Origin of the sequence: Streptomyces sp. NPDC093109, assembly GCF_040701725.1 — a bacterium.
Taxonomy (GTDB): domain Bacteria; phylum Actinomycetota; class Actinomycetes; order Streptomycetales; family Streptomycetaceae; genus Streptomyces.
This window is the reverse complement of sequence record NZ_JBFBEZ010000005.1, coordinates 217389-230295: the sequence shown is the minus strand read 5'-3', so window position 1 is coordinate 230295 and position 12907 is coordinate 217389. Positions and strand designations below refer to the sequence as shown.

Sequence of the window (12907 nt, the reverse complement as noted above, 5' to 3'; positions counted from 1 at the left end):
TCACGACCACGCCGCACTGGTTAAAGATCAAGCTAGATCGTCAGTGCCAGCGCCATCGGGGCCGCGCTGCGGTTCAGCGTCTCCGCCGCCGCGCGCAGCCGGTGTATGTGTTCGAGCGGGAGGGAGAGCGCCAGGCAGCCCACCGTGGACCCCGCCGTCAGCGGGACCGCCGCGCAGACCGTGCCCAGCGCGTACTCCTGGATGTCCAGTACGGGCATGGTCGCCGGCTGGCTGTCGAGCCTGGACAGCAGCAGCTGCTCGCTGGTGATCGTCCGCGAGGTGAACCGGGCGATCCGGTGCCGGGCCAGATGGTCCTTGCGGCCGTGGTGGTCCAGCTGGGTCAGCAGGCACTTGCCGATCGCGCTGGCGTGGCCGGACGCGCGGAAGTCGACGTACTCGTTGACCGCGGGGGTGAGCGGGCCGTCCGCGACCTCGGTGACCCGGATCTCCCCGTCGATGTAGCGGCTGACATAGACCGCCGCGCCCACGATGTCGCGCAGCTTGTCGAGGCTGTCGCGCACCCGGGCGGCCAGCGCCTGTGTCCGGTCCGCGCCGGAGCCGAGCAGGGCCAGCGAGTCGCCGATCACATACGCGCCGTCCGGGATCTGCTCCACGTATCCCTCGCGGCGCAGCATCGACAGCAGCGGGGTGAGATGCCCGGCCGGCAGCCCGCTCTCCCGGGCGATCTGGGTGTCCATGACGCCGCCGCCGTACTTGGAAACGGTCTCCAGTACGCGCAGGACGTACCGCACCGAGTGGAAGGGCGCGGTCGGCTCCGGCTTCAGCACCACGGTTCCCCCTAGCAGGTTGTGACCGCAAGCTCACGGACCACGATAGCCGCCGGGGGGCCGCGGCGGGGCCGCCGAGGCGCACGGATGAGCGTGCGGCCCAGGGCCCCTGTACTGGGCAGCACTACGCTGGCATATGCCAGACGCATACCACTTCAACAGAGTGTGAGGTCAGAGCCGTGCGGTACGGGCAGGAGGGCCGCGCGGGGAAACTCGCGAGTAGGTTTGCCCGCTCCGGGCCGGGGCGCGGAATTTCCGCCGACCGTACTCAGCGGAGCGCGGGCTCCGGGATGTGCGCCGCCCCCGCCTCGTACAGCGCGTGCGCGGCGCGCATCACCAGCGCGTCGCCGTGCCGTGCCGCGATCAGCTGCACCCCGATCGGCAGCCCGTCCCCGTCCACCCCGCACGGCACCGTCGCAGCCGGCTGCCGCGTCAGATTGAACGGGTACGTGAACGGTGTCCACGTCGTCCACCGGCGCTGCCCCGCGCTCCGCGAGCCCGGCACCCCGCGCCCGCCGGGGGGTGACTCCCGGCCCGCCTCGAACGCCGTGATCGGCAGCGTCGGCGTGACCAGCAGGTCGTACGACGCGTGGAACCTGCCCAGCCGCCGCCCCAGCTCCATCCGCGCGTCGACCGCCTTGAGATAGTCCAGCGCGCTGTACCGCTCGCCGGCCGCCGCGATCTCCCGCAGCCCCGGATCGAGCAGCGCCCGCCGGTCCTCGCCGTACGGCTGCACCAGCCGGGCCGCGCCGCCGAACCACAGGGTGTGGAAGGTCTCCACGGGATCGGTGATGTCCGGATCGGCCTCCTCGATGTACGCGCCCAGTTCCGCGAGCCGCTCCACCGCCCGCCGTACCGCCGAGGCCACCGCCGGCCGGACCGCCACCTGCCCTCCGAAGGAGGGGGAGTACGCGATCCGCACCCCTTTCACCCCGTTCACCCCGTCCGCGAGCGCGGCGGTGAGCGGCGCCGCCGGGGCGGGCTGCGACCAGTCCCGCCAGTCGGCGCCGCTGATCACATCAAGCAGCAGGGCCGCGTCCGCCGCGTCGCGCGCCATCGGCCCGGCGTGCGCGAGCGTGCTGAACGGGCCTGCCGGGTACAGCGGTACGCGCCCGTGCGTGGGTTTGAAACCGAAAATCCCGCAGAAGGACGCCGGAATACGGACCGACCCGCCGCCGTCCGTGCCGATCGACAGCGGAGCCGCGCCCGTCGCCACCGCCGCCGCGCTGCCGCCGCTGGACCCGCCCGAGGTGCGGGAGAGGTCGTACGGATTACGGGTCACGCCGTTCAGCGGCGAGTCCGTGACGCCCTTCCAGCCGAACTCCGGCGTCGTCGTCTTCCCGACGAGCACCGCGCCGTGCTCGCGCAGCCGCGCCACCGCCGGCGCGTCCTCCGCCCAGGCGCCGGCCGTCCGTACGGTCCGCGAACCGCGCAGGGTGGGGCCGCCGCTCTGGAGGAAGAGGTCCTTCACCGACACAGGCACCCCGTCCAGCAGCCCGCGCGGCTCCTTGTTCCGCCACCGCGCGGCCGACTTCCCGGCCCCGTCGAGCGCCGCCTCGGAGTCGATCCGTACGAAGGCGTTGACCAGCGGCTGGACCGTCTCGATCCGGTCCAGCACGGCGCGTGTCGCGTCGACGGGGGAGAAGTCGCCGCGCGCGTAGCCGGCCAGCAACTGCCGTGCGGAGAGTCGGGTCAAGTCGGTGAGAAGTGTGTGATCAGTCATGCATGGGGACGTACCCACGTTTCTTGTCCACCACGTTGAGAAGGGGCTTTCCGGCCGACCAAAGTCCGTAAAGCTCTACGAACTGTTCACCCAGACGGTCGCACCACCCCACGGTGTCGCCGCTCATGTGCGGGGAGACGATCAGCCCCGGCACGTCCCACAGCGGGCTCCGGGCGTCCAGCGGCTCGTGCTCGAAGACATCGAGCGCCGCGCCCGCGATCCACCGCTTCGACACGGCCGCCGCGAGGTCCTTCTCCACGACCTGCTGTCCGCGCCCCACGTTGATGAACCGCGCCGAGGGCTGCATCAGCCCGAACAGCCGCGCGTCGAACATCCCCCGGGTCGCGTCCGTGAGCGGCGCCGCGCCGATCACCCAGTCGGCCCGGGTGAGCAGCCGGTCCAGCTGGTCGGCGCCGTACACGCCGGGGCGCGCCGTACGCCCGGTGACGGCCACCGTCGCGCCGAGCGAGCGCAGCGTACGGGCCACGGCCCGGCCGATCGGGCCCGAGCCGATCACGACGGCGCGGCTCTCCGCGACCCGCAGCCCCTCCCGGTGGCGCCAGCGCCGCTGCCGCTGGAGGTCCAGCGTGCCGGGCAGATCCTTCGCCATGGCGAGCACCAGGGCGGCCACGTACTCGGCGATCGGCTCCTCGAAGATCCCCCGGGCATTGGTCACGACCGTGTCGGAGGCGACCAGCCCGGGGCAGAGCAGCCGGTCCACCCCTGCGCTCGCGGTGTGCACCCAGCGGGGCCTGGGGCCCTCGCCCGGCCAGGCGTCCCTGACGGCGTCCGAGGTGAAGTCCCAGACCAGCAGGGCGTCGGCGGCCGGCAGTTCGGCGGCGAGCCCCGCCGCGTCGGTGGTACGGATCCGGGCCCGGCCGGTGAGCCGGCCCAGCCGAGGGGACGGCGTGCCGGGGGAGGCCGCTTCGAGCACGAGGAGCGTGGGGAGGGCGGGACGGGCCGGACGGCCGGGGCGGGCGGAACGGGTTTCGGGCTGCGATGACGGCATATGGATGAGCCCTTCTGCCGTGCGACAGGGGAGAGGTGACGATCGACCACGCTCGCACCCGGCTCAGGCCATCGTCAACAAGCGGCGTGCGCCCGGCGTGGCCGCGCTCCGGAGGCTCCCGGGGCCGGGCCGGGGAATAACCGGAGCATCCCTCCTGTTGTGCTGGGACTGTACGTAACGTGACGCGCGAAGGGTTTGAACAGGTGGACGAGGCGAGCCGGAGCACCACGGAGAACGGCACGGACGGCACGGCCGGCGAGAGAGGCGCGACCGACGCGATCCGGGGGGTGACGCGCGGCACCGCCCCCGTACCCCTGTCGGTACTGGACCTGGTCACGGTCGGCAGCGGCTCCACCGCCGCCCAGGCGCTCCGCACGAGCGCCGAGCTGGCCCGGCTGGCCGAGCGCAGGGGCTACCACCGCCACTGGGTCGCCGAGCACCACTCCATGCCGGGCGTCGCGTCGTCCTCCCCGGCGGTGATCCTCGCCCATCTCGCCGCGCACACCGAGCGCATCAGGCTCGGTTCCGGCGGGGTGATGCTGCCCAACCACGCGCCGCTGGTGATCGCCGAGCAGTTCGGCACCCTGGAGGCGCTCGCCCCGGGCCGCGTCGACCTGGGCCTGGGCCGCGCGCCGGGCACCGACGGGGCGACGGCCGCCGCGCTGCGCCGCTCCGAGCGGCTGAACGAGGGCGCCGACGACTTCCCGCAGCAGCTCGCCGAGCTGACCCGCTTCCTGGACGACGACTTCCCCGACGGCCACCCGTACTCCCGTATCCACGCGGTGCCCGGCCCGGTCCAGGGGCCGCCGGGACGCCCGCCGGTCTGGCTGCTCGGCTCCTCCGGCTTCAGCGCGCGGCTGGCCGGGACGCTGGGGCTGCCGTTCGCCTTCGCGCACCACTTCTCCGCGCAGAACACCGTCCCCGCGCTGGACCTCTACCGCGAGTCCTTCCGGCCCTCCGGGGTGCTGGCCGAGCCGTATGCGCTGATCGGCGTCGCGGCCCTGGCCTGCGACGACGAGGCCGAGGCCCGCGCACAGGTGATGACCGGCGCCCTCTCCATGCTCCGGCTGCGCACCGGCCGCCCCGGGCTCATCCCGACGCCGGAGGAGGCCGCGGCGTACCCGTACACCGCGATGGAGCGGGACTTCGTGGACGGCTGGCTCACCAATATCGTCCACGGCACCCCGGACACCGTGCGCGAGGGCCTGAACGACCTTCAGAAGCGCACCGGCGCCGACGAGTTGATGATCACGGTGAACGCCCACGGCGGCGCGACGCGGCTGCGCAGCTACGACCTGATCGCGGACGCGTACGGCCTGCCGACGGAGTGACGCGGGCCGGGAACGGACCGGCACGCGGCGGCCGTTGGCGCAGGTCAGGGCCGATTGTCAGTGCCCCCTCGTAGCGTTCTCGTAGTGGGTGCGGCGGAACGGCCGCCGCACCCTCACGTGGGGGGAGAGGTCTGCCATGTCGCGTACGAGGACGTATCTGGAGCTGTCGCAGGACGGCGCGGGGGCGCACAAGTTCTACGAGGTGATCGTCGAGGACACCGTCGTCTCCGTGCGGTACGGACGGATCGGCGCCGGCGGCCAGGCGCAGACCTCGTCCTTCCCCACGCGGGCCAAGGCGGAAGCGGCGGCGGCGAAGAAGATCGGCGAGAAGATCCGCAAGGGGTACGCCCCGGCCGTCCAGGGGCAGCGCGCGGCCCGCCCGGTGACGCGCCGCGAGGTCTCCTCGGCGCCCAGCACGTCCCGCGCGGTCGCTCCGGTGCTGTGGCGCTTCCGTACGGGCTCGCCGGCGTTCGGCATCCACATCGACGCCGACCACTGCTGGGTGGGCAATCAGGCGGGGGACGTCTACACGCTCAGCCACGGCGGCGAGGTGCTCTCCCGCTACGCGCTCCCCAACGGCGTCAAGTGCCTGGTGGCGGACGACTTCTGGATCTACGCCGGCTGCGACGACGGCAAGGTCTACGACCTGTCGTCGAAGCTGCCCTTCGCGGCGTACGACATCGCGCCGGACGTCGACATCTTCTGGCTGGACATCCGCGAGGGCGTGCTGAACGTCTCGGACCACAACGGCGGACTGACGGTCATCGACCACGAGGACGAACACCAGTGGTCCCGGAAGTCCGCCGGCTCGTACGGCTGGATGGTGCGCGCCGACGAACGCGCCGTCTACCACGGGCACGGCGAGGGCGTCACGGCGTACGAGCCGGGCGGCGCCGGGGAGTTGTGGCACACGCGGACGAACGGCGGGGTGCTCTTCGGCTGGCAGGAGAACGAGGCGGTGTACGCGGGCACGTCCAGCCATGTCGTGCAGCGGCTCGCCAAGACCACCGGCGCGATCGAGGCGACCTACCGCTGCGACGGGACGGTCTACTCGTGCGCGACCGCGCCGGGCGGGCGCTATGTCTTCGCCGGCGACCGGTCCTCGTCGGTCTACTGTTTCGACGCCGACGGGACACGGCTGTGGAAGCTGGGCACGGGCGGCGGCTCGGCGCTCTCCATGCAGTTCCTGGACGACAAGCTGTACATGGTCACCACCGACGGCACCCTGGTCTGCGTCGACGCGAGCCCCGCCGCGATCGCCGCCGCCCAGCAGGGCACCGTCCCCGTCGCCATGGACGTCAAGTCGGCCGCGGCGCTGCCCACCTACACCCCGGCGACCTCGGTGCGTACGGTCACCACGGTGAGCGCGGCCCCGGCCGGCGGAGTGGTCGTGGAGTGCGTCGACGCGGGCGGCAGGCTCCGCGTCCAGGTCGTCTCCGACGGCTACGAGCCGACGTGGAACGTGCAGTTCCCGCGCGGCATACGCGAGGCAGGCACCCGCTATGTGGTCGATGCCCTGCATCCGGCCCGGGCGGGCTTCTACCGGGTGCGGGGCGAGATCAGGCGTTTGGTGTGACGCGGTCCGGCGGTGTGACGCGGTCCGGGTCCAGGGCGACGATCATCTCCGCGATCCGCTCCGGTGCGACCGGGCGGGAGAACAGCCAGCCCTGGCCCGTGTCACAGCCGATCCGCTGGAGACGGGCGGCCTGGCCCGAGGTCTCCACACACTCGGCGGTGACCGTGAGCCCCAGCCGGTGCGCGAGCTGGACGAGGGCCTCGACGATCGTCTCGTCGGCCGGGCTCGGGTGCACACCCTCGTCGTAGCGGAACCCCCGTACGAACGAGCCGTCCAGCTTGAGGACGGAGACGGGCAGCCTGCTCAGATACGCGAGGTTCGAGTAGCCGGTGCCGAAATCGTCGATGGCGATCCGCACCCCCATGTCGCTCAGCGCCTGGAGCGCTTGGAGGGGGCGGCCCGCGGAGCCCATCACGGCGGACTCGGTCAGCTCCAGTTGCAGCAGTTCGGGCGCGAGCCCCGTCTCGGCGAGGATCCCGGCGACATCCGCGACCAGATCCGAGTCCCAGACCTGCCGCACGGCCACATTGACGCTGACGAAGAGCGGCGCGGCGCCCGGATGGTCCAGCTGCCAGCGCCGCGCCTGACGGCAGGCGGTCGCCAGCACCCACCGTCCGAGCTGCACGATCGAGCCGTCCTCCTCGGCGATCCCGATGAACCGATTCGGCGCGAGAGTCCCGAACTGCGGGTGGTTCCAGCGCACCAGCGCCTCCACCCCGCGCACGACTCCGTCGGCCATGCCCACCAGCGGCTGGTACTGGAGGACGAACTCCTCGCGCTCGACGGCAGGCCGCAGCGTCGAGCTGAGCGCCTGCCGGGTCATCCGGTGCGCGTTGCGCTCCGGGTCGAAGAGCGTCCAGCGCGCCTTGCCGTCCGCCTTCGCCCAGTACAGCGTGGTGTCCGCGGCCTGCATCAGCCCGGTCGGCGTGGTGCCTTCCGCCGCGCGCTCCACGACCCCGATCGACGCGGACATCGACAGCCGCTGCCCGGCCAGGTCGAACGGGCGCTGGAGCGCGGTGAGGATCCGGCGGGCGAGGCCGGCGAGCTGCTCCGTACCGGTGGAGTCCTCGACGAGGACCGCGAACTCGTCCCCGCCGAGCCGGGCCACCAGATGGTCCCCGCCGCCGGTGCGGTCGTCGTACTCGGCGCACTCGGTCAGCCGGCCCGCGACGGCGGCGAGCAGCCGGTCGCCGGTGCGGTGCCCGAGGGTGTCGTTGACGGCCTTGAAACCGTCGAGATCCAGGTAGCAGAGACCAATCCGCCCTGTTCTGCCATCCCCGCCGCCTTCGCTTCCGCCCTCGCCCCTGCCGCCGCCGTACGACCGGGGCGCCGGGTGGAACACCCCCGTGTCGCACGACGCCGACTCCAGCGCCGAGGCGAGCCGCTCGAAGAACAGGGCCCGGTTGGGCAGCAGGGTCACCGAGTCGTGCATCTGGAGATGGCGCAGCCGCGCCTGGAGTTCGCGCCGGTCGCTGATGTCCGTGACCGACAGCAGGACGTCGCCGCTCTCCGGTACGGGGGCGACGGTCACCTCGGCCCAGACCGTCCGTCCGTCGGCGTGCTTGAGCCGGCGGGTGCAGCGGAACCGGGCGCGCCGGTTGTCCAGCACCTGGCGGTACGAGTGCCAGGTGCGGCTGTCCGAGGCGAGGTCGACGAGGTCGGCCGCGGGCCGCCGGCGCAGCGCGGCGGGTTCCGCGCCGAGGAGCGCGCCCAGCGCGTCGTTGGCGCGGACGACCGCGCCCTCGTGGTCGACGACGGCCATCGCGAGCTGCGCGATCTGGAACGCGGCGCGGTAGTCGCGTGATGCGGCGGACGCGGACACGGAGGCTACGGACGCGGAGGCTACGGAGGCGGAGGCTGCGGCAACGGCAGCCGCGGCCTCCGCCGTCTCGCCGGTCCCGGCTCCGGGTTCTCTGCCGAGAACGTGACTCTCTGTCATGGGTTGACTTACGGTGCCGGCCGCCGCGACTGCCGCCGGCTGCGGCCCTTCGGAGGTTCCGCTCACGGCTCGCTCCCGCGGTGCAGTGGTGGCGTACAGGGGATTCGGGACGGTCAGCCAGAGAAAGTGTGCCGATCATAGAGGTAGGCCGGGTGGCCGTTCCAGCTCCTGGGTGGAGAAGCGGGCCGCGGAAGTCCACGGACGAGTGATTGAACGATCGTTTCTGTGCGTCTGGCCTCGGTGGACGCCGAATGGCGCGGCCGGGGAACCGAGGTGACTTTCCGTGAGTCCCGGGGTGTCGCCGGGCTGACGGCTCAGCACGGGCGGCGGAGGGTGCCGCGCTGACGGCCCCTCACCCGGGTGGGGCAGCGGAACAGGGCGTATCACCACAAAATCCCACAAGGTGGGAGTGGTGTCCCTCAATCCCGCAGCCGGAGGTCGATGTGGAGCGTCCGCAGCCACCCGGGCCGGGGGAGCGGCCCCGACTGCGCAGGACCGCGGCGGCCCTCACCTCGCTCATGGCGCTCGCCGCCACGTCCCTGGTGGCCGGCTCCGCCGCGGCCGGGACCGCGCGGGGGCCGTGCGCCCTGCCCCGTACCGCCGCGCACCACTCCCTCGGGCTCGACACCTGGAACTCCTCCTACCCGCGCCCCGACCGCACCCTCGACGCGGTCATGGTCTTCCTGTCCTTCCCCGACTCGAAGCCGCTGACCGCGCCCGCCGCGCTGGCCGCCGACCACTTCCCCGCCACCGGCCAGTTCTACGAGCGCGCCTCGTACGGCAAGTTCAGGCTGCGCGCGCACCCGCGGCTCAGCTGGCTCCGGATGCCGCGGCCCTCCACCGCGTACGGCATACGGCGCGACTGGGCGCCGGCCCGCCGCACCGCCTATCTGCGTGACGCGCTGGCCGTCGCCGAACGGAAGGTCGACTTCTCGCGGTACGACATCGTCTACTTCGTCGCCGACCCGGACGCCCCGGGCGTCGACTCGGACGCCACGAAGGTGGTCAACTTCGAGCGGCCGATGCGGGCGGGCGGGACGGACATCAAGCGCGTCGTCACCGTATTCGAACGGCATCCCCCCGACCGCAATGTGCTGGCCCACGAGACCGGGCACATCTTCGACCTGGCCGATCTCTACCACCGGCCCATGGACGGCAAGGGCGACTGGGACACCTATGTGGGGGACTGGGACGTGATGGGCAGCCAGTTCGGACTGGCCCCGGACCTCTTCGGCTGGCACAAGTGGAAGCTGGGCTGGCTGGACCGGCGCCAGGTCAGCTGCGTACCGCCGTCGGGCACGAGCGTGCTCACCCTGGAGCCGATCTCCGCCCCGGCCTCCGTCGCCGGCGCCGCCGGGACCCGGCTCGCGGTCGTCCGTACCGGCAAGGACACGGCGCTGGCCATCGAGGCGCGCGCGGCGACCGGCAATGACGCCCACACCTGCACCGAGGGCGTGCTGATCTACCGGGTGCGGGGCTCGACCGCCTCGGGCGGCGGCCCGGTGGAGGTCGTCGACACCCATCCGCGCAGCGAGGCGTGCACGGACCGGTCGGTGTACCCGCAGCTGGCGGACGCGCCGCTGGGTGTCGGCGAGACCTTCACGGTGCCGGGCGAGGGGACGCGGGTGCAGGTGGAGGACCGGACGGCGACGGGCGCGTGGACGGTGAAGATCACGCCGAACCCGTGAGAGCCGTACCCGTGACAGCCGAACCCGTGACGGCCGAACCGTGGCATACGGCACGGCGTACGGCATACGGCACGGCGTACGGCATACGCGAGAAGCCCCTCACAGAAGTGAGGGGCTTCTCGCTGTCGGTGCGCCGCCAGGGACTCGAACCCCGGACCCGCTGATTAAGAGTCAGCTGCTCTAACCAACTGAGCTAGCGGCGCCTGCTGACGTCGTAGACCTTAGCACCCGGATCGCCGCCAGGAAAAATCGATATCACCAGGACTGTTTCAGGTGGTCAGGGCGGTGCGCGCGGCGGAACGGGCGGCCCGTACGCACGCCCAGAGCAGCACCTCGGGTCCCGGCAGCCAGGGATGGCGGGTGTCGGGCGCGACCAGCCAGCGCGGACCCGCCGCGGGGCCCGGGGTCAGCGGCGGTACGGTCACGGCGTCACCGGCGCCGTGACAGAGCAGCGGCGGCGGGGCGATACCCCGGCCGCTGCCCCACTCCTCCCAGGACAGCAGCGACGGCAGCCGCTGCGCCGTGCCGGGCGCGGCGAACAGGAGCGTACGGCTCCGGTGCTCGGCGACCGGCCCCGAGCCGGGCCCGTCGCACCAGAGCCGGTCCAGCATCCGGCGGCCGAACACCGCCGGGGCGCTCACCACGTCGAAGGCGCCGCCGCAGGGCAGCACACTCGGCGCGGCGGGCCGGGCGGCCCACAGCGAACGGGTCGCGCGGGGGTACGGTCCGGCGGACGCCAGCCAGTCCGCGCCGGCGGGGGTGACGTACGCGGTCTGGTGGCGGCTCTCGTCGCGGAGGACGCCCAGGATGTCGGGGCGACGGTGGGGGGATTCGTCTCGCAGCCATGCGCTCATACGTTCATGTCTACCGGGAGTGACGATCCTGCTCCCGAGAGTTCGGGAAAACCCGGACGGGACGGTACGCATGCGCGTAACCTGCACCCCGGCATATGCCACACGGCTGGCGCGCAGACCCTCTCGCGCAGTTCCTTCCGTGCAGCCCCGGCCCCGACGGCCCCCGCGCAGCCCCCGCCCCTACCGCCCTCCGGCCGGCGCCCCGCCCGCGGCTCCCTCGCCGCTCAGCAGCTCCCGGCCGAACTCGACCATCTTCTTCGCGTAGTCCTCGGTCCACTCCGCGCGCAGCGCGATGTCCGCGGACGTCAGCCGGTCGAACCGCCGCGGGTCCGCGAGCTGCGCCGCGGCCACCGCCTGGAACTCCACGGCCCGGTCCGTCGCCGCCCGGAACGCGAGCGTCAGCTCGGTCGCTCTGGCCAGCAGCTCGGCCGGATCCTCGACGGACTCCAGATCGAAGAAGTGCTCCGGATCGGCGACCGCCGCCGACGGCTCGAAGAGCAGCGGCGCGGGACGTGTCCGCCGCTCACTCCGCTCGGCATCCGCCATGTGGTTCCTCCTGCTCGTGCGTGTACCGGCCCCATGGGCCACCGTCCATTGTCCAGCCCGGCGCAAGAGGGCCTGCCGGTCGGTCACAGCTTCCCTCAGGGCCGCCAGCTCACCCGGTGCTCGGAGAGTTCCGCGAGGACCGCGTGGTTGGCCTCCCAGCCGTCCGGGAACTTCACCGTCACGCCCAGCTGGACCGGCTCCGTCGACGGGTGTTCGTCCAGCAGCTCCGCGACGCCCGCGCGGCACACCACGACGCAGGCGTGGCGGTGCCGGGACGCGAGGACGCAGAGGCGGCCCGTCTCCAGGTGGAACGCCGTCGCGTCCGGGCGGCCCGAGAGCGGATGCAGCACCACCGTCACATCGAACTCGCGGCCCTGGAGCCGGTTCGCCGTGTCCACCGCCACCCCGCTCACCCCCAGCCCGGCCAGCGCCGCGCGGACCGCCGCCGCCTGGTCGCGGTGGGCCGTGCCGACCGCGATCCGGTCCGCCGTCACCGGCACCGGATCCGGCGACCGCTCGCTCGTCGCCGCCGCGCCCCTGTCCAGCAGCCTGCGGACGACCAGCGCCACCGCCCGTACCGCCTCCGGGTCCGTACGGGGCGTGTGCCGGGCGGGCAGCTCCAGCAGGCCCCAGCCCGACTCGGCCGCCTCGTCGAGCACCCGGTCGGGGCCGGAACCGTCCGACGCCACCCCGAACGCGAGCCGCCGGTCGCCCGGACCCGTACCGCTGCGGAACGGGGTGTACGGATAGAACGCGCCCGACACCAGCGGCGCCGCCGACGCGGGCAGCCGCCAGGAGACGGGCAGCCGGTGCTGCGGCAGCTCCGGGTTGTGCGCCAGGAGCGTCGACACGGCGCTCGCCGACGGGTCGTACGACAGCCCCGCCCACTGGTCCGCGCCCACCACGCTGAACGGGTCCAGCTGGCCCGGGTCGCCCACGAACAGCGCGCGCTCGAAGAGCCCCGCGACGGCGAGCAGCGCGTCCGACCGCATCTGGTACGCCTCGTCCACGATCGCGTGCCGCCACGGCTCGGCGACCTGCACATGCGCCCACTTCGCGGCCGTCGACACGACGACGTCCAGCCCCGCGAGGTCCGCCGCCTTCGCGGACTTCCGTACGGAGGGCAGCGCGTCCAGCGCCTTGTCGTACGGGTCGGCGTCGTTGCTGTGCAGCCGGCCGACCGGCAGCTCCGGGTTCTTCTCCGCGAGGCGCCCGACGAGATCGTCCACCTGCGCGTTCGTCTGCGCGACGACCATCAGTGGCCGCCCGGCCGCCGCCAGCTCCAGCGCGGCCCGCACCACGAGCGTCGACTTCCCGGCCCCGGGCGGCGAGTCGACGACGATGCCCCGGTGGGGGCTGTGGAGGGTGTCGCGCAGGATCGCCTCGGTCGCGAGACCGGCGGCGACGGCGGGGTCGGCGGGAACGGTCGGGGGCATCTGGGCTCCGGGGCGTG

Annotated in this window: 9 protein-coding genes, 1 tRNA gene and 1 pseudogene; 3 read left to right on the top strand and 8 right to left on the bottom strand. The window is 73.1% G+C overall.

The features are described 5' to 3' along the window. Nucleotides 1–32 precede the first annotated feature (32 nt). The 3 genes from AB0389_RS08030 to AB0389_RS08020 all read right to left on the bottom strand — a co-directional run bounded on the left by AB0389_RS08030 (nucleotide 33) and on the right by AB0389_RS08020 (nucleotide 3520). Nucleotides 33–791 carry an IclR family transcriptional regulator C-terminal domain-containing protein gene (locus tag AB0389_RS08030; protein WP_366394468.1) on the bottom strand — a complete coding sequence of 253 codons (759 nt, stop codon included), beginning with the start codon at nucleotides 789–791 and terminating at the stop codon, nucleotides 33–35. A 265-nt stretch (nucleotides 792–1056) separates the two neighbouring features. Next, complete coding sequence (locus tag AB0389_RS08025) at nucleotides 1057–2511, bottom strand: amidase (RefSeq protein WP_366394467.1); 1455 nt, start codon at nucleotides 2509–2511, stop codon at nucleotides 1057–1059. Further along, a complete protein-coding gene (locus AB0389_RS08020; protein ID WP_366394466.1) occupies nucleotides 2504–3520 on the bottom strand; it encodes a D-2-hydroxyacid dehydrogenase in 1017 nt (338 codons plus the stop codon). Before AB0389_RS08020 ends, AB0389_RS08025 begins: the two co-directional genes overlap by 8 nt. Before the next feature lie 278 nt (nucleotides 3521–3798). Between AB0389_RS08020 and AB0389_RS08015 the strand changes: the two genes are divergently transcribed. Next, nucleotides 3799–4851 carry an LLM class flavin-dependent oxidoreductase gene (locus AB0389_RS08015; RefSeq protein ID WP_366394515.1) on the top strand — a complete coding sequence of 351 codons (1053 nt, stop codon included), beginning with the start codon at nucleotides 3799–3801 and terminating at the stop codon, nucleotides 4849–4851. 136 nt (nucleotides 4852–4987) lie between these two features. Then, nucleotides 4988–6427, top strand: a complete 1440-nt coding sequence (locus tag AB0389_RS08010) for a WGR domain-containing protein (protein ID WP_366394465.1) — start codon at nucleotides 4988–4990, stop codon at nucleotides 6425–6427. On the opposite strand, the gene AB0389_RS08005 is transcribed toward AB0389_RS08010, so the two are convergent. After that, nucleotides 6411–8432: an EAL domain-containing protein gene (locus AB0389_RS08005; RefSeq protein ID WP_366394464.1), complete on the bottom strand. Its 2022-nt coding sequence runs from the start codon at nucleotides 8430–8432 to the stop codon at nucleotides 6411–6413. The genes AB0389_RS08010 and AB0389_RS08005 overlap by 17 nt on opposite strands. A gap of 377 nt (nucleotides 8433–8809) precedes the next feature. Between AB0389_RS08005 and AB0389_RS08000 the strand changes: the two genes are divergently transcribed. Continuing rightward, nucleotides 8810–10054 carry a M6 family metalloprotease domain-containing protein gene (locus AB0389_RS08000; RefSeq protein WP_366394463.1) on the top strand — a complete coding sequence of 415 codons (1245 nt, stop codon included), beginning with the start codon at nucleotides 8810–8812 and terminating at the stop codon, nucleotides 10052–10054. Nucleotides 10055–10183: 129 nt separating this feature from the next. Here AB0389_RS08000 and AB0389_RS07995 read toward each other — a convergent pair. The 4 genes and pseudogenes from AB0389_RS07995 to AB0389_RS07980 form a co-directional block, all read right to left on the bottom strand. Beyond that, nucleotides 10184–10257: transfer RNA gene (locus AB0389_RS07995), tRNA-Lys, on the bottom strand. Beyond that, nucleotides 10248–10908, bottom strand: a pseudogene (locus tag AB0389_RS07990) (bifunctional DNA primase/polymerase). Before AB0389_RS07990 ends, AB0389_RS07995 begins: the two are co-directional and overlap by 10 nt. 180 nt (nucleotides 10909–11088) lie before the next feature. Continuing rightward, the gene (locus tag AB0389_RS07985; protein ID WP_366394462.1) at nucleotides 11089–11454 is read right to left on the bottom strand and encodes a hypothetical protein; all 366 of its coding nucleotides are present in this window, start codon (nucleotides 11452–11454) and stop codon (nucleotides 11089–11091) included. Between the two features lie 95 nt (nucleotides 11455–11549). Further along, entirely contained in the window at nucleotides 11550–12890 is a 1341-nt protein-coding gene (locus AB0389_RS07980) for an AAA family ATPase (protein ID WP_366394461.1), read from the bottom strand. Between the last annotated feature and the right edge of the window lie 17 nt (nucleotides 12891–12907).

Excerpts from the sequence above, each read along its gene's own strand:
- AB0389_RS07985 (WP_366394462.1), bottom strand. The coding sequence starts at position 11,454 with ATGGCGGATGCCGAGCGGAGTGAGCGGCGGACACGTCCCGCGCCGCTG.
- AB0389_RS08020 (WP_366394466.1), bottom strand. The coding sequence starts at position 3,520 with ATGCCGTCATCGCAGCCCGAAACCCGTTCCGCCCGCCCCGGCCGTCCG.
- AB0389_RS08025 (WP_366394467.1), bottom strand. The coding sequence starts at position 2,511 with ATGACTGATCACACACTTCTCACCGACTTGACCCGACTCTCCGCACGG.
- AB0389_RS08010 (WP_366394465.1), top strand. The coding sequence starts at position 4,988 with ATGTCGCGTACGAGGACGTATCTGGAGCTGTCGCAGGACGGCGCGGGG.
- AB0389_RS07980 (WP_366394461.1), bottom strand. The coding sequence starts at position 12,890 with ATGCCCCCGACCGTTCCCGCCGACCCCGCCGTCGCCGCCGGTCTCGCG.